This window comes from Bacillus sp. es.036 (assembly GCF_002563635.1).
In the GTDB taxonomy this organism is placed as follows: domain Bacteria; phylum Bacillota; class Bacilli; order Bacillales; family Guptibacillaceae; genus Guptibacillus.
Genome location: NZ_PDIZ01000001.1, coordinates 1,843,488 through 1,860,079, shown reverse-complemented (window position 1 = coordinate 1,860,079; position 16,592 = coordinate 1,843,488). Strand labels below are relative to the sequence as shown.

Here is a 16,592-nt window from a genome sequence, read left to right as displayed (position 1 = left end):
TTTCACACCTTTCCTATTAAATAAACAATAGTAAAAATCATCACCCAAATCACATCGATAAAGTGCCAGTAAAGACTCGCGATAAATAACTTTGGGGCCGTTTCTTGATTTATTCCTTTTAGCCAAAGTTGCACTAATAATAAAGAAATCCAGATGACACCAAATAAGACGTGAAAGCCATGAGTGCCAAGAAGCAGATAGAATGCACCAAGAAAAGCACTAGTAGAAATCTTAGCGCCTTCTTCTACATAAAGAGTGAATTCTCTTATTTCCAATCCAATGAAAGCTAAGCCAAGTAAAATCGTGATAAGAAAGAATAGAAGCGTCGATAACTTCTTAGAAAGCTTTAGAAAATAAACCGCAATTGCGCAAGTAAAACTACTAGTTAGTAAAACAACAGTTGAAAGCATTATTTCATTTAATTTAAATAATTCATCTGGGGTTGGCCCCTGACCTGTTAAGGATTTAACAGCGAGGTAAATGCCGAATAAACAACCAAACACCACAATCTCGGCACCGATAAGGAACCAAAAAGCAAGGATATTCATTTGTGCTTGCTTATGGTTCAGGTGCTTTTGAGCGGACATTGTTTCCATTAATCCTCACTCCTCCTGTCTTGTACCCTTACCTTCTCCTTAGGAATATGAATACCGTTTTTCCGTTGAAACGATCGAATACTCATTATAAGAAAAACGATCAACATCCCTGATAGAGCGACTGGCCATATCTCGAATACGAAACCAAAAGAAGCGATCAGAAAACCAATTCCGATAAAGAATGGAAGAGAAGTGGAGTTAGGGAGATGAATATCTTCGTATTCACCTATAAAGTCGATATTTTTATTTCCTTTTTCATAAGCATCCCACAGCGGCTCGCGACTCTTTACCTCAGGTAGACGTGCGAAGTTATAGGCTGGAGGTGGAGATGGGATTGTCCATTCGAGCGTTCGTCCTCTAGAGAACCAGGGGTCATTTAATACGCGTTTATTGGTATAACGCGTCGTTATGTAAATATTTATCATGAAAAATAATACGCCAATCCCCATCATAAAAGCACCGCACGTACTAATAAAATTAAGAAAGCCCAAGCCATCCCCTTCCGGATAGGTGAAAACACGTCGTGGCATTCCCATTAATCCCATAACATGCATGGGGAAGAAGGTAATATGAAATCCAATGCCAAAAGTCCAAAAGTTCCATTTACCAAGGGTTTCATGCAGTTTTTTCCCAAACATTTTTGGCCACCAATAATAAACACCAGAGAACACTCCGAAAATTGTGGCGCCAATGATCACGTAATGAAGGTGAGCAACGACAAAGTAGCTATCGTGGTATTGATAATCTGCTGGAACGGTGCCAAGCATAACACCAGTAACGCCACCGATAACAAAAGTGAAGATGAATCCTAATGCATAGAGCATAGGTGTATCAAAGCGAATCCTACCTCCTCGCATTGTAAATAGCCAGTTAAATATCTTAATTCCAGTAGGGACAGCGATTAGCATCGTTGTAAGGGCAAAAAAGATCGTAATATTCGTATTTAACCCTACTGTGAACATATGATGAACCCAGACCATGAAACCGAGAAATCCAATAAGTATAATGGCGAAAACCATAGAAGGATAACCGAAGAGTTTTCGCTTTGAAAAAACACTAATGACGTCTGAAAATATCCCGAAAGCAGGTAGGGCGATGATATAAACTTCAGGGTGACCAAATATCCAGAAAAGATGCTGCCAAATTAATGGATTGCCTTCCGATGCTGATAAGATAATCGTCCCAAAAAGTCGCTCAAATGTCAGCAATAGTAAAGCAACGGCAAGAGCGGAGAATGCATACACGATGAGGATAGATGTAATGAACATCGACCATGTTGATAAGGGCATTCTCATAAATCGCATACCGGGCGCTCTCATTTTTATAATCGTAACGATAAAATTGATCCCGCCCATAATTGTTCCGAGTCCAGCAACTTGAAGTCCTATCGGGTAATAACTATTCCCGGGTCCAGGCGTAAATTCCTTCAATGCAAGAGGAGCATACGTTGTCCACCCAGCATTAGGTGAGCCTCCTGCTACGAAACTTACATTAATCAAAATGCCCCCTGAAATGAATAACCACAAACTTAAAGAATTCATAAAAGGAAATGCAACATCCCTCGCACCAATTTGGAGAGGAACAATTACATTCATCAAACCGATTAGAAGAGGAGTAGCGACGAGAAAAATCATGACTGTTCCGTGAGTACTAGTTAATTGGTTAAATCGTTCGCCTTGAAATACCCAGAATTCATTATTAGGGAAAGCAAGCTGCATTCGTATAAGCAAGGCTTCAATTCCAGCACGAATAAAAAAGAGAAACGATACAAATAAATACATAATCCCAATTTTTTTATGATCTGTAGATGTAATCCAACTCCACAGCCATTTCCATTTTGCATACTTCGTTAACAAATAAACAGCGGCAATCAGCATAATAGTAAATGAAAGATCTGCAAAAATAATATCTGAAGGTAGTGATAAGAGGTAGTCTAAAATCACATTCATAATTTAATCCTCCTGTATATCAGCAACACGTGTCCACTGATTAAATGCTTCTTGTTCGATAACGGTAGTATCAAATGTCATGAGGGCGTGATTTGCTCCACAAAGCTCAGCGCACTTTCCGTCATAGACTCCAGTTTCAAGCGGTGTTAGTGTTAACTTGTTTTCTTGGTTGGGAAGAACATCTTTTTTCCCACCTAGTTGTGGTATCCAGAAAGAATGAATCACATCTTTCGAATGAAGCGTAAAGACAACCGGCCGATCCACAGGTAGCTTCACTTCATTTTCGAGCGTTATGTCGTGTTCTGGATAATAAAATTTCCATTTGTATTGCTGGCCTGTAACGTTGATTTCTAAAGGTTCACGAACGATCTCTGCCTTGTTATCAAGTTGATATGTAGTGGAAAATGTTGGAAATGCCAGGATAATTAAAATTACTATCGGTATAATTACCCAGGTGATTTCGAGTTTTTTATTCCCATTAACTTGAGTGGGAAAGTCGTTTTCTTGTCCAGGACGCTCGCGATACTTCATTAAAAATCGGGTAAATAAAGTAAAAACAACCAGTAAGACAATGCTCATTAAGGCTAAGCTAAGGTAAAGTAAGTTAAGCTCTGACTGTGCTTCAGAGCCTTTAGGATTCAAAACAGCTATGTTAGAACATCCAGAAGCCGAAATGATAACGATTACAAAAAGGGCATGGCGAAACGTCATTTCTTTTTATCTCCTTCCAGTTTTGGATCATTCTGTCTATTCTCAGTACCCAAAATGAAGTTCGATCAAACAGTAGATCTTCTCGTTCGTAAGACCTTAAGAACCTTTATATAATGGTAGATATTTGCGGTGAATTAATTGAAAATAACGAAAAGCGTGAAGTTAAAAAAAAGGGATAGAATTTGTTTATAAATCGTTGTAAAGGGTAAATGGAGGTGTGTGAGAATGAAAATAAATTTAGGATTTACACTAGGAGGAACGATTCATGGTTAACAACAAGACTGTATTTATTACAGGAGCAGCTAGAGGAATTGGATTTGAAATTGGTGAGACATTTGCAGCAAACGGTGCAAAAGTTGTTCTTTCTGATATAAATGAAGAGGGTACAAAGGAAGCTGCCCAAAAACTTCGAGATAAAGGTTATGAAGTTATCGGGATTAAAGCAGACGTTACAAGTGAAGAGGAAATCAAACAAGCGATTGATCGTACTGTTGAAGAATACGGTCGCGTAGATGTACTTATTAATAATGCTGGGCTTCAACATGTTGCTGCATTAGAAGATTTTCCAACTGAGAAATTCAGAATGATGCAAGATATTATGCTAACAGCTCCATTTATTGCTACGAAACATGTTTTTCCAATTATGAAGGAACAAGGATTTGGTCGAATTATAAACATGGCATCAATCAATGGAGTAATTGGTTTTGCTGGTAAAGCCGCATATAACAGCGCGAAACATGGTGTGATCGGTCTTACGAAAGTATCTGCACTAGAAGGTGCAGAGCACGGCATTACAGTAAATGCTATGGCACCTGGCTATGTGGATACACCGCTTGTAAGAGGACAAATGGAAGATTTAGCGAAAGAACGTGGAGTAGAGCTTGAGAAGGTATTGGAAGAAGTTATTTACCCTCTTGTTCCACAAAAACGACTACTTGAAGTGAAAGAGATTGCCGACTACTCAATGTTTATCGCAAGCGATGCAGCGAAGAGTATTACTGGACAAGCTCTTCTTATTGATGGTGGGTATACAGCCCAATAACGTTCATTACAACATCGAAAATGTTAAGCAGCGCCTCTCTTTTTGGAGGCGCTGCTTTTTAGTTTTTACTGAAGGCAATTTGGATACCAATAAAAGCGAGTAGCGCTGCTTTCGTGAGATTAAATCTTCTTAACAACGTTAAATTCCCAGTGATATAGCTTGCTAGTTTTCCAGAATAAACACTAATCAGACTAAAAATAATAAGTGCTTGAACAATGAACACCAAACCTAATAAAAACATTTGAAAAGTGGGAGAGCCAGCTTGATGATCAATGAACTGTGGTAGGAGAGCAAGGAAGAACAAAGAAACTTTTGGATTTAAGACATTCATTACTATGCCCTTCTTATATAGAGAAAAATAAGTTCGAGATGGTTGGTTCTGAAGCTTAGAAGATTCGTTTCGCTCTTTAAAAGCTTCATAAGCCATGAACAGTAAATAAGCAGCCCCAATTAATTTCACGATAGTAAAGGCAAATGAAGATTGGTAAAGAATCGCGGATATTCCGACAGCTGCAGCAGAAATATGTACGAGAAGGCCTGAACAAAGCCCTAGGGAGGTAGCAATACCTGCTTTTTTATTTTGAGTGATACTTTGAGCTAACACAAATAAATTATCAGGACCTGGCATGATTGTTAAGAGAACGGCAGCTCCTAAGAATGATAAAATGAGTGTAACATCCAACTGAAACTCTCCTTTCATCGGGATCTGATTTTTAGTATATAGGAGGCGTGAAAATGTATAAAGACTTGTTTAAAGGAGCAGCCCCATATTATTCGAAATATAGACCACTGTACTCGGAGAAAGTGATTCAATATCTTACATCCACCTTTCATTTAAATGGCAAAGGAACTCTTCTCGACGTTGGTTGTGGTCCTGGGCAAATGGCTATTCGAATTTCTGAAAGCTTTGAGAACGTGATAGGGGGTAGATAAAGAGAAAGAAAAAATCAATTCTTCAGGAGAATTTCTAGAAAGGCGGAAAACTAAGATAGAGATTGGAAGAAAAGGGCGTCTTTCTTGACAGATTTCTTATTAATGGTATAATTCTGACATCTTTTAGAGTTTTTGGAGGACTTTTTTCATGCAGCCGATTCTACTTGATTTTCCTAATGAATTTTACACGGATCGTTTACATATTCGTTATCCGTTGCCAGGTGATGGCAAAGCAGTGTATCAGTCTATTCATGCCTCGTTAAGCGAACTTAAGCCATATATGCCATTTGCACATAATGATCAGTCAGAAGCCGATGTTGAAGCGAATATTCGAGAATCTCACGCAGCTTTCTTAAAAAGAGAAGACTTACGGCTGCTGCTCTTTCATAAACAAACTGGTATGTTCATTGGCTCTTCTGGTTTGCATCGCATTGACTGGAACGTTCGTAAGTTTGAAATCGGTTACTGGGTTGATTCGAACTATAGTGGAGAGGGATATATGACGGAGGCCGTTCAGGGAATTGTTAAATTTGCGATTCGAGAACTTCGTGCGAAAAGAATTGAAATCCGTTGCAATGCGGAGAATTGGAAAAGTAGAAAAGTAGCAGAACGATGTTTCTTTCAGCTTGAGGCGATTTTAAAAAATAATAGTCAATCAGTAGATAGGAGTAAGTTAATCGATACCTATGTTTATGCCATAACGACCGAATAGAATTTCACCTATGTTGGAGGTAGTAGTGTAATGATGATTTGATCGTTTGGATAATAAAGGAATTAATTAATAAGAAGGAACTAGATTCTGTTATCAAGAATTAACGATTAACGAAAGATTTTGGCGATGGAGGGGAATAGTGTGATCGAACGAGCGACAATCGAAGAAAAAGATTTTATTTTGTCGAATTCCATTCAATCTGTTAACGAAGGAACGACAAATCCAGGTATCGTAAAAGAAGAGAAAGCACTTGAAATAGTATCTTCCATACTTGATCGAGGTGGTTACCACCTCATTTATCGGGATAAAGGAGAAATTGCTGGTTGGGTACTACTTGGAGAAAACACGGATTACTTTACGGAAAGCAAACATGGTTTCATTTACGATGTATTTGTTTTTCCGAAGTTTCGTGGAAAGGGGTACTCTAAGCAGCTTGTGCAAGCGAGTATTGAAAATTTTAAAGAACAAGGATATGAGGAGATTCGTTTGAATGTGTATTCCTCTAACTTCGCAAAATACATTTATAAAGACATTGGTTTTCGAGAACTTCAAACGATCATGGTTTATAAATAGTTTGCCACGTTCTTTTCATTTATTAAAAGAATGTGAAAAACAACTCATAATCAATCAGTATTCCCCTGGAACTTGCTACACTGTTTGTACAGGAACTTCCCCGGTTCCTGTCCCCCTTAAAATATAAAGTGTGAGCCCCATGCATTTCCCGGCATGGGGCTTTTCCTATGAGTAAAAAGAAGGAGAGGGAAAGAATGAACTATATTCTTAAACAAATGAGTGAACAAGATGCAGCGAGAGTCATTTAATGGAAATATACCGTTGATTACTCATTTTATAATATGGATGAAGACCCTGAGGATTTGTATGAATTTCGGGAAGTAGCAGCTAATAATCCTCATTACTGGAGCGTTTATCGCCTGGATCAGTTCATAGGTTTTTTTAGTTACGTTCTTAAATCAGGTAACCAAGTTGAAATCGGACTTGGGATGAGTCCAGGTCTGGTTGGGAATGGTCATGGATATGAGTATTTAAAAGCTGGCATAGAAAAAGCGATTGAATTGTATAGACCATCTTCACTCGTTATGTCTGTTGCAGACTTTAACGAGAGAGCAATTAAAGTCTATCAAAGAGCAGGGTTTCAAAAAAATAATTCTTTTCAACAACATACAAATGGAGGGGTTTATTCTTTTATTAAGATGCAGAAAGAACTAGATTAGTAGATTGGAGATTAAGCACTCTAGAAAAGGTTTGCAATAAATAAAGGGTACCGATAGAATGAATCACAATTACATGTTTTTTTCCTTATCGAGAGAGGTGGAGGGACTGGCCCTTTGATGCCCGGCAACCTGATAAACAAGGTGCTAATTCCAGCAGAGCTTTAGCTCTGGAAGATGAGGGAGAGCTCTGTTAAAGACTGAACTCTTCCTATATTGGAAGAGTTTTTTTGTTACATATGAAAAAATGAAAGGTGTGAAGTCTGTGAAGAAAGCGGACCGTATTCGTAAAATGAAAGTACCGAAAGCAAACGAAAAGTATGGAGAGCGTCTTCCTCCAGGACAGGTATTAACGGAAAGGTTCCCTATTCTCCATGAAGGAGATGTTCCGACTTATGATATGACAACGTGGGACTTAAAGGTGTTTGGAAATGTAGCGAGTGAAGTCTCTCTCTTATGATGCACTTCTTGCATTACCTCAGAAGAAGGTGACATGTGACATACACTGCGTTACCCGATGGTCTCGCTTTGATAATACGTTTGAAGGCGTGTTGATGAAGGATTTTATAAAAGAACTCGATATTATCCCTGAGTCGAATCATGTTATGCTTCATGGAGACCATAATTACACGACAAATATTCATCTTACCGACTTATTAGATGATAATGTTATACTTGCTCACTCGATCGACGGTGAGAAGTTAACAGCGAAACACGGATGGCCGTTACGTTTAGTCGTTCCACACCTTTATTTTTGGAAAAGTATTAAGTGGATAAGAGGGATAGAATTTATTGAGGCGGACTCACCTGGTTTTTGGGAACAAAATGGTTTTCATAATTATGCTGATCCATTTAAAGAAGAACGTTTTTCTGGTGAGGATTTAGATATACCTGAAGACGAATGGGAGAAAAAGGATTTCGACTAAATTATCAAAAACCAATGAATACTAGATAATGAGCTTTGCTGAATTTCTACTTTTAAAAAAATATAATAAACTAAAAAAATCAGCAAACCCTCGTGTGAAGGGGGTTTGCTGATTTTTTTACTATCGAATAAAACATAAATAAAAATGATCCAAAATGATCTTCTCTCCGTTAGCTAAGTGTAAATCAAAAATTAAGGGGAGTTGATTTGAAAATGAATACGAACAAGAATATGAAAAAGAAAGTGATTGACTGGAAAAAAGGACTTCTAATTGTTCCACTTAGTTTTTCACTTCTAATACCAACTGCAGGAGCATTCGCTGCTGATCACGAGAAGCAAATGGACAAGCCAACAGTTGAAACTCCAGGAGCTGATCTTCGTGCGGATCTTGGTCATTTACTTAGTGAGCATGCTTATCTTGCAGTTGAAACAATGAGAAAAGGTGCTGAAGGATCTGCCGATTTTGAAGCTTCAGCCGGAGCCTTAAGTGAAAATACAGAAGATCTTACAGCTGCGATTACATCTGTTTACGGTGAAGAAGCTGGTGCTGAATTTAATGAAATCTGGAGTAATCATATCGGATTCTTTGTTGATTACGTGAAAGCAACAGGGAATGAAGATGAAGACGCAAAACAAAAAGCGCTAGATAGCTTAGACGGTTATAAAGAAGATTTCTCCATGTTCCTTGAAAATGCAACTGGTGAACGTCTAGAAGCCGATACGTTATCAGAAGGACTTCAGGCACACATTAATCAATTGATAGGCGCATTCGATAGCTATGTAGCTGGAGATTATGAAATGGCATATGAGAAAGAACGTGAGGCTATTGCGCACATGCAAATGGTTGCTAAAGGATTCTCTGGAGCTATTACTGACCAGTTTCCGGATAAATTCGAAAATACAAAAGCCGTAACGCCAGCATCGGATCTTCGTGCAACACTAGGTCACCTTTTATCTGAGCATGCTGGGTTTGCTATGATGACGATGCAAAACGGTATTGACGGATCTGAAGATTTCGATGCTTCTGCCGCTGCATTGAGTGAGAATACGGATGATCTCGCAGCTGCCATTACTTCCGTCTATGGTGAGGAAGCAGGAGATCAATTTAAAGAAATGTGGTCTGGACATATCGGTAACTTTGTCGAGTACGTTCAAGCAACAGGAGCTGAAGATGAAGAAGCAAAAGAAGCAGCGATGAAAGCATTAGAAAATTATCGAGCTGATTTCTCAAGCTTCCTTGAAACAGCTACTGAAGGAAGACTAGAAGCGGGTGCATTATCTGAAGGACTTCAAATGCACGTTACCCAGCTAATTTCTGCTTTTGATAACTACACAATGGAAGATTATGATGCTGCTTATGATTCTGTTCGTGAAGCTTACGCACATATGTATATGCCAGCAAAAGGTTTATCAGGAGCTTTTGTAGATCAATTCCCGGATAAATTCGCTATGGAAGCAATGCCTACTGACATGCCGAAAACAGGTATGGGTGGAACTGCTGAACAGCAAATGCCAATCGAATGGATTGTTGCAGCGATTTTTGCAACGATGGCAGCAACCGGTGTGATTGTTCGTAGAAAGATGCAAAACAGTTAAGGTAAAATAAATGACCGGGTAGCCTAACATACCCACTAGGAAAGCAATAGCCATTTGGCTATTGCTTTTCTTCTTGGATCGAACTTAAAAATCTTATTTTAAATGAAGTGGTATGACTAATGTTTAAGATGTAAGGAGCGTTACAGCATCATGTTTTTGAAAAGGGTATAATAATAGGGGAAAATAGATGATGGATGCGTATATAGCACAATCAAGTTCGTCAAATGTGTCTTTCAGTTGCTAGGATAGTTTATACAAGGGGGAAACGAGATGAAGCGAAAGGTTACATTCATCATTGCAACGCTACTTTTTATTGTTGCATGTGGGAATAGTGAATCCAATGAAACGGGTAACAAAGAGGTATTGTCAAAGGAGTGGGATGAAATCGTAACCTCCTCTAAGGGAACAGAGGTTAATCTCTTTATGTGGGGAGGAGATGAAGGGATTAATCAATACATTGATAAATGGGCTGCCCCACGATTAAAAGAAGAACACAATATTACTCTTAACCGTCAACCGATGAATACTGAAGAATTTATGCAAAAGCTTTTGACAGAGAAAAAAGCGAACAAAAATGAGGGTACGATTGATGTCATATGGATTAATGGCTCAAACTTTAAAAATGCTAAGAATGCAGATTTATTACTAGGTTCTTTCTCAAAGAAATTGCCTCATTTTCAAGAATATATTGGAACTCAGGACCAAAATGCTAACTATGACCAGGGAACGGAGATTGATGGTTTAGAAGCTCCATGGGGAAATGTTCAGTTTGTTTTTCATTACGATTCAAGTAAAGTCGACATACCTCCTAGTACACTTGGTGAATTAAAACAGTGGATTCACGATAATCCTGGGATGTTTACGTATCCTAACGTTTCTGATTTTACGGGCAATACATTTGTGAAGCACCTTCTCATGAAGGGGGCAGGTGAAGAGTCAAGTCTTCTATCTAAGGGGTTTGACAAAAAAGTTATTCAAGACTCTGAGGAGTACGTCTGGAACTACCTTAATGATATTAAGTCTGATCTTTGGCGTAATGGTGAAACATACCCTGAATCATTAACCAAACTTGATACGCTTTATAGTCAGGGCGAAATCTTAATGACGATGGGCTTTAATGAAGCAAGAGCTGAAAGTTTAATTGAGAATGGAACGTTTCCTGATAGCACGAAGTCATTTGTTCTAAAAGATCCTGGCTCGATTTCAAATACACATTATCTCAGTATTCCATTTAATAGCCCAAATCCAGAAGGAGCTATAACGGTTATTAATTTTTTGGAGTCGCCAGAAGCTCAAATAGCTAAAATGGATCCTAAGATGTGGGGAGAAGGAACGGTTTTGAATTTCGATAAATTGAGTGAAGAGGATCAGCAAATGATTGAAAATCTTAATCGAGGAGAAAGTGTTCTTTCAACAGAAGCCTTAAACGAGTATAAGCTACCAGACATAGATACAGGTTACACGGAGTGGATTAATAATGAATGGGCGAATCGGATTATTGAGCAATAACTGGAAAATAAGTTTATATTTATTACCTGCGATTGCGATCACATTGTTACTGGTAGGGTATGGAACGTGGTCAGCGGTAGCTCAAAGTTTTCAAACAATAGACGGAGAGTGGACGATCGCAGCATACGCGGAACTTTTTAGTAGTGATGCTTTTTTCCATTCTCTTAAATTAACATTTCGAGTTGCTATTCTGTCAACCTTACTATCGTTAGTGATAGGATTAGTAATGACAAGAATGTTATATGAATTATTTAAAGATTCAACGTGGAAGCTACTTGTATGGATACCAATGTTAATCCCGCATTTTGTTGCAGGTTATTTAGTGTTCCTGTTCCTTTCACAAAGTGGGCTGCTTTCTTCTCTGCTTTATCAAATAGGGGCATTAGAAAATCGAGCAAACTTTCCAGTTCTTGTTCAAGAGGAATTTGGAATCGGGATCATTTTAACATATGTATGGAAGGAAGTTCCTTTTGTAATTCTCATGCTTTTGCCTGTTTACTATGAAATCGATCACCGCTATTCTGAAGTCGTTCGTACGCTGGGTGGAAGTAATTGGGATGCTTTTAGAACAGTTGAATTACCATGGTTACTTCCCGTACTCATTGAAACTTCAGTAATATTAGTTGCATTTGTCGCTTCTGCGTTTGAAATTCCATACTTATTAGGAGTCACACGACCAGAAATGCTTCCGGTCAGAGCGTATGAATGGTTCTATAATGGGGATTGGAGCAAGCGGCCACTTGCTTTTTCAGCTATGATTCTTCCGGGTGTAATCGCCCTTCTTCTTGCGACCCTTTCCATTGGAGCTGTGCAAAAACATAGGCTTAGAATGATAAAGGGGAGAAGCAGATGAGGTTATTTTCGAAGGGTTTAGGGAAAAGGGAGTTAGCAACTAGTTTCATGCTTATTTTGTTTATCATATTATTCATCCTCCCCTTTGTAACAATAGGGTTGAAAAGCGTTTCTGTAGGATGGAGATGGCCAGCATTATTACCAAACGGACTAAGTTTAGATGCATGGCGGAGTATTATGAAAGACCCTAAATTAATTGAATCACTTGTTACAACGTTCAAGGTTGCGTTTTTAGTTGTATTATTAAATATACTTCTTGCTATACCAGCAGCAAGGGCTCTCTCTCACTATACGTTCAAAGGGAAATCAATTATTGAAGGACTATTGCTATCTCCTATTTTAATCCCTGGCATTTTACTTGCAATGGGACTTCAATTTACAATGATACAATTTGGTATAGCTGATAAGATGATAGGCGTTGTCTTTGTGCATTTGATTCCTACACTACCTTATGCGATTCGTGTCATGAGGGCAGGGTATGAGAGGATGGGAAGTAGTCTATATGAGCAAGCGTCTGTACTAGGAGCCGGTCTATTCACCCGTTTTTTTACAATTGCACTACCATTATTACTACCAAGTATTAGAAGCTTAATGCTTTTAACTTTTGTTATATCGTTAGGACAATATGCGCTAACAGCTATTATTGGTGGAGGTACTGTGATTACCCTCCCATTGTTATATTATCCCTATTTTTCGAGTTCGAATGAAGCAGTTATTGCAGGATTTTCAATTCTTTTTGCTTTGCTTCCCCTCTTATTTATTGTTTTGGTGGAAGTTATGATGAGGCTGGTTATTCGAGCTGTTAATCGCGTTTGAAAGGAAGATTGTTTTGAACCAGCTATTGCAATGCAGAAATATTCATAAGAAATTTTCAAATACATCCATTTTGCAAAACCTTTCGTTTCATCTTGAAGAAGGTGAGCATTTTACAGTTGTTGGGCCATCAGGATGTGGTAAGAGTACACTCCTCAGGTGTCTTGCTGGTTTGGAAGCTCTAGATGAAGGAGACATATACTTAAGAGAAAAGTCAATTGTGAGACTGAGACCAGAAAATCGATCGGTCGTTTTGATGTTTCAAGATTCGTTATTATTTCCTCATTTAACCGTATTAGAAAACGTGACTTATGGTTTGAAAAGAAAAAAAGTAGCAAAAACCGATCGTGTGAGGCAGGCTGAACGAATGTTAAAAAAAGTGAAGCTGTCTAAATGGAAAGATGCCTTTCCACATGAGTTATCAGGTGGTCAAAAACAGAGAGTATCACTTGCGAGAGCACTAGTGCTGAAACCAGATCTACTTTTATTAGATGAGCCTTTTAGCTCACTTGACGCTACACTACGAGAATCACTTCGTGGTGAGGTGAAGGATTTATTAAGAGAGGAAGGGATCACTTCACTGTTTATCACTCACGACCGTGACGAAGCAATCGAAATGGGCGATAGACTTGCTGTTATGTTAGAGGGCAGATTCATTCAAATTGGTCTTCCTTATGATGTTGTCACAAATCCTTCATCTATGGAGAGTGCTAAAATTATTGGAGAAGGTTTGGCTCTAGAAGAAGGGTTTATTCCACTTAGTAAATTAAAAGCTATTCCTGTTCAAGATAAGCCTAGTAACCAGGATTTTACCTTTGTTTCAGGAAAGGTAAGCGCGGTTACAGTGAAAAATAATATAGAATGCTATCGTATCTCATGGGAACAGGGAAGTGTTCTTGCTATGTCAGATGGCCGTTTAGTTGCTGGCCAAGAAGTTCTGTTAATTGCTAAGAGGGAAGAAATGAAAAAATATTCCCATCAGAAAGATCAATGGGGACTTGCTCAATGACTAGTAAAACTATTCTAAAAGGATTAGCATTAACGGCACTTATCATTGTCATTTATTTACTAAATCAATACGTATTTGATTTTAGACCTTCTTATATTCGTGGTTGGATTTCATCATTCGGCTTTTATGCTCCATTAATTTTCCTGCTTATTTGTATTGGTCGACCCTTCGTGCTCTTTCCCACCTCGATCATTTCGATCAGTGGTGGATTAGTATTTGGGCCCCTACTTGGTACAGTTCTTGCTGTGGTAGGTGGTTCAATAGGAGCTCTTCTTTTCTTTTCATTAGCAAGAAAATTAGGGATGAATATTCTACCAAAATCATGGAAGCGGAGGGGAGAAAAACTGGAGAAACGGTTATCGGAAAAGGGTTTTCTTTATGTCCTGTTGTTACGTCTCGTCCCTTTTCTCCATTTTGATTTAGTTAGCTATGTTTGTGGGGTTTCTAATGTGAATCGAAGGAAATACTATTTAGCAACACTACTTGGGATGCTACCAGGCGCCATTGCGTTGAATTTTCTTGGCGCAAGTTTTTTATCAAATAATATTTCATCGGTCATTATTGCTGCTGCAGTATTGCTTCTATTGCTACTCGTAAGTTTATATATTCGCAGAAAAGCATTCGGACCTTCTGTTGAAGAAGAACTGAAATAAGGACGGTGCTGTCGTGCTTGACACTCATGCAAGAAAATATGTACAACCTCTAATGGATCGCACCTCAGATTTGCTACTTCGTATAGGTTTATCGGCTAATCAAGTAACGGTCATCTCATTCATTATTGGTATTTCATCTGGTATATTTATTTACCTTGATTATTACGTTTGGGCGGTTATCGTGTTATGGGCTTCAGGTTTTCTTGATGCTGTGGACGGAACAATGGCTCGGAAAACAAAGCCATCTGCTTTTGGCACCGTATTGGATGTGAGTTTTGATCGCGTAGTTGAAATTAGTGTCATATTAGGTCTTGCTTTTCGATTTCCTGAAGCAATGTGGGCGCTGTTATTATTAAGTACTTCCATCATTTTTGCCATGACGATCTTCCTTACAGTAGGGGCTGTGTCAGAGAAAAAAGGAATCAAATCATTCTATTATCAAGCTGGGGCTGCGGAGAGGACAGAAGGTTTTATTCTATTTACAGCAATGATTTTGTTTCACAACTTTTTAGTTATTTTAACACTAGCGTTTGTAGCAATTGAACTATTTACTGCTTTTCAAAGACTAGCGGAAGCAAAAAGGATATTAGGATAGAGGAGATGGAACAAATGAAAGAATATGATCTAATTGTAATAGGTGGAGGCTCTGGTGGACTTACTGTTGCATCTGGTGCAGCGAATATGGGAGCAAATGTGGCTTTAATCGATGATCAACCAGGTTTAGGTGGAGATTGTCTTCATTTTGGATGTGTTCCCTCAAAGGCCTTTATTACAGCAGCTAAAGAAGTTCATGCTATCTATAAAGGCGCAAAAGAGTTTGGACTTACGGTCAGTGGTGAAGTGCTTTTTAGTCGTGCGATCGATCGTGTGAAAGAAGCGATTCATGAAATTCAAGAAATTGATAGCGATGAGCGCTTTGAGAAATTAGGGGTAGACATTTACCGTGGCAAAGGTTCATTTAAAGATAGTCATACTGTTCTCATTGATGGCGAGAACCCTATCAAAGGGAAGCGAATTGTGATTTCCACAGGTTCAAGCCCGAAAGTCCCTCCAATTGACGGAGTGGAACATGTTTCTTATCTTACGAATGAATCGATTTTCAATTTAGATCACTTACCCGAAAGTATCGTTTTTATAGGTGGGGGTCCTGTGGGACTTGAACTTGCTCAATCTCTCTCAAGATTTGGCTCCAATGTAACGATACTTGAAACTTCTGAGACCATTCTGAAAAAAGAAGATCATGATATCATTCCAATTGCTACGAAGGAATTGGAAAAAGAGCTTTCATTTGTATTTAAAGCAGAAGTAAAAGGAATTAAAGAGGAAAATGGGTATAAAGTTGTGACGTATGTTGAAAATGGCGAAGAGAAGGTTATCCAATCTGAAATGATTATGATGTCAACGGGTAGAAAGCCTAATACAGATAGTTTAAATTTAAAAGCAGCTTCAGTAGATGAGGACAATGGATTTATTACAGTTAACGCGTCATTACAATCGAGCCAATCTCATATCTATGCAATCGGAGATGTGAATGGCGCCTTTCCGTTTACGCATGGAGCCGGTATGGAAGGAAAGCTTATTGTTCAAAACGCGGTGTTTGGATTAAAGAGAAAAGTAAGCTATGAGAACGTTCCATGGGTTACTTATATTGATCCTGAGGTGTTCCATCTTGGTATGACTGAAAAGGAAGCGAAAGAGAAACATGGCGATCAAATTCGTGTTTTCAAGGTTCGTACAGAAGATGTGGATCGTTTTATAGCTGAGCGCAAAAAAAATGGACTTCTAAAAGTAATAACAGACATGAAGGGGCATATTCTAGGTGCTCATGCTGTTGGGGAAGATGCAGGAAGCTGGATGCAGGAAATTGTGTTTGCAAAAGAACATGGTCATAAAATCGGAGACATTTCTACAGTTATTCATCCATATCCAACGAAAGGTGCTATCCTAAATCAAGCCGCTGATTTATTTTGGAGAGAAAAATTATTTGATGGTTGGCTACCTAAGGTGTCAGAAAAATACATTAAATGGATTCGATAAGGAATCAGAGGACAGAGGAGGAGAAG

At 38.6% G+C, this 16,592-nt stretch carries 17 protein-coding genes, 1 pseudogene and 1 riboswitch; of the genes and pseudogenes, 14 read left to right on the top strand and 4 right to left on the bottom strand.

Annotated elements, in window-relative coordinates; translation table 11 throughout:
• Positions 1-2: 2 nt before the first annotated feature.
• The 3 genes from ATG70_RS09530 to coxB are packed head-to-tail and all read right to left on the bottom strand — an operon-like array spanning position 3 to position 3,256.
• Positions 3-596: a cytochrome c oxidase subunit 3 gene (locus tag ATG70_RS09530; protein ID WP_257147654.1), complete on the bottom strand. Its 594-nt coding sequence runs from the start codon at positions 594-596 to the stop codon at positions 3-5.
• Entirely contained in the window at positions 596-2,545 is a 1,950-nt protein-coding gene (locus ATG70_RS09525) for a cytochrome c oxidase subunit I (protein WP_098444077.1), read from the bottom strand. The genes ATG70_RS09530 and ATG70_RS09525 overlap by 1 nt, the downstream gene beginning before the upstream one ends.
• Positions 2,546-2,548: 3 nt before the next feature.
• Positions 2,549-3,256 carry a cytochrome c oxidase subunit II gene (gene coxB, locus ATG70_RS09520; RefSeq protein WP_098444076.1) on the bottom strand — a complete coding sequence of 236 codons (708 nt, stop codon included), beginning with the start codon at positions 3,254-3,256 and terminating at the stop codon, positions 2,549-2,551.
• A 265-nt stretch (positions 3,257-3,521) separates the two neighbouring features.
• On the opposite strand from coxB, the gene ATG70_RS09515 reads away from it, so the two are divergent.
• Positions 3,522-4,298, top strand: coding sequence for a 3-hydroxybutyrate dehydrogenase (locus ATG70_RS09515; protein ID WP_098444075.1), 777 nt, complete (start codon positions 3,522-3,524; stop codon positions 4,296-4,298).
• A 58-nt stretch (positions 4,299-4,356) separates the two neighbouring features.
• Here the strand turns inward: ATG70_RS09515 and ATG70_RS09510 are convergent, their stop codons facing one another.
• A complete protein-coding gene (locus ATG70_RS09510; RefSeq protein WP_098444074.1) occupies positions 4,357-4,980 on the bottom strand; it encodes a LysE family translocator in 624 nt (207 codons plus the stop codon).
• A gap of 53 nt (positions 4,981-5,033) precedes the next feature.
• Between ATG70_RS09510 and ATG70_RS09505 the strand changes: the two genes are divergently transcribed.
• From ATG70_RS09505 to ATG70_RS09445, 13 genes and pseudogenes are all read left to right on the top strand, one after another.
• Positions 5,034-5,231, top strand: a complete 198-nt coding sequence (locus ATG70_RS09505; RefSeq protein ID WP_098444073.1) for a hypothetical protein — start codon at positions 5,034-5,036, stop codon at positions 5,229-5,231.
• A gap of 148 nt (positions 5,232-5,379) precedes the next feature.
• Positions 5,380-5,943 carry a GNAT family N-acetyltransferase gene (locus ATG70_RS09500; RefSeq protein WP_098444072.1) on the top strand — a complete coding sequence of 188 codons (564 nt, stop codon included), beginning with the start codon at positions 5,380-5,382 and terminating at the stop codon, positions 5,941-5,943.
• A gap of 141 nt (positions 5,944-6,084) precedes the next feature.
• Positions 6,085-6,516, top strand: coding sequence for a GNAT family N-acetyltransferase (locus ATG70_RS09495; protein ID WP_098444071.1), 432 nt, complete (start codon positions 6,085-6,087; stop codon positions 6,514-6,516).
• Between the two features lie 281 nt (positions 6,517-6,797).
• A complete protein-coding gene (locus ATG70_RS09490) occupies positions 6,798-7,175 on the top strand; it encodes a GNAT family N-acetyltransferase (RefSeq protein ID WP_098444070.1) in 378 nt (125 codons plus the stop codon).
• A gap of 82 nt (positions 7,176-7,257) precedes the next feature.
• Positions 7,258-7,356: riboswitch (SAM riboswitch) on the top strand.
• A gap of 81 nt (positions 7,357-7,437) precedes the next feature.
• Positions 7,438-8,098 (top strand): annotated as a pseudogene (locus tag ATG70_RS09485) (sulfite oxidase-like oxidoreductase).
• Positions 8,099-8,343: 245 nt separating this feature from the next.
• Entirely contained in the window at positions 8,344-9,693 is a 1,350-nt protein-coding gene (locus tag ATG70_RS09480; protein ID WP_098445776.1) for a copper amine oxidase, read from the top strand.
• A 270-nt stretch (positions 9,694-9,963) separates the two neighbouring features.
• Entirely contained in the window at positions 9,964-11,202 is a 1,239-nt protein-coding gene (locus ATG70_RS09475) for an ABC transporter substrate-binding protein (protein WP_098444069.1), read from the top strand.
• Complete coding sequence (locus ATG70_RS09470) at positions 11,171-12,055, top strand: ABC transporter permease (RefSeq protein ID WP_098444068.1); 885 nt, start codon at positions 11,171-11,173, stop codon at positions 12,053-12,055. Before ATG70_RS09475 ends, ATG70_RS09470 begins: the two co-directional genes overlap by 32 nt.
• Complete coding sequence (locus tag ATG70_RS09465) at positions 12,052-12,870, top strand: ABC transporter permease (protein WP_257147653.1); 819 nt, start codon at positions 12,052-12,054, stop codon at positions 12,868-12,870. The genes ATG70_RS09470 and ATG70_RS09465 overlap by 4 nt, the downstream gene beginning before the upstream one ends.
• A gap of 13 nt (positions 12,871-12,883) precedes the next feature.
• Complete coding sequence (locus ATG70_RS09460; RefSeq protein ID WP_179886236.1) at positions 12,884-13,876, top strand: ABC transporter ATP-binding protein; 993 nt, start codon at positions 12,884-12,886, stop codon at positions 13,874-13,876.
• Entirely contained in the window at positions 13,873-14,529 is a 657-nt protein-coding gene (locus tag ATG70_RS09455; RefSeq protein WP_179886235.1) for a TVP38/TMEM64 family protein, read from the top strand. The genes ATG70_RS09460 and ATG70_RS09455 overlap by 4 nt, the downstream gene beginning before the upstream one ends.
• A 13-nt stretch (positions 14,530-14,542) precedes the next feature.
• Complete coding sequence (locus tag ATG70_RS09450) at positions 14,543-15,124, top strand: CDP-alcohol phosphatidyltransferase family protein (protein ID WP_098444065.1); 582 nt, start codon at positions 14,543-14,545, stop codon at positions 15,122-15,124.
• A gap of 14 nt (positions 15,125-15,138) precedes the next feature.
• The gene (locus ATG70_RS09445; protein ID WP_098444064.1) at positions 15,139-16,566 is read left to right on the top strand and encodes a dihydrolipoyl dehydrogenase family protein; all 1,428 of its coding nucleotides are present in this window, start codon (positions 15,139-15,141) and stop codon (positions 16,564-16,566) included.
• The last annotated feature ends 26 nt before the right edge of the window (positions 16,567-16,592 follow it).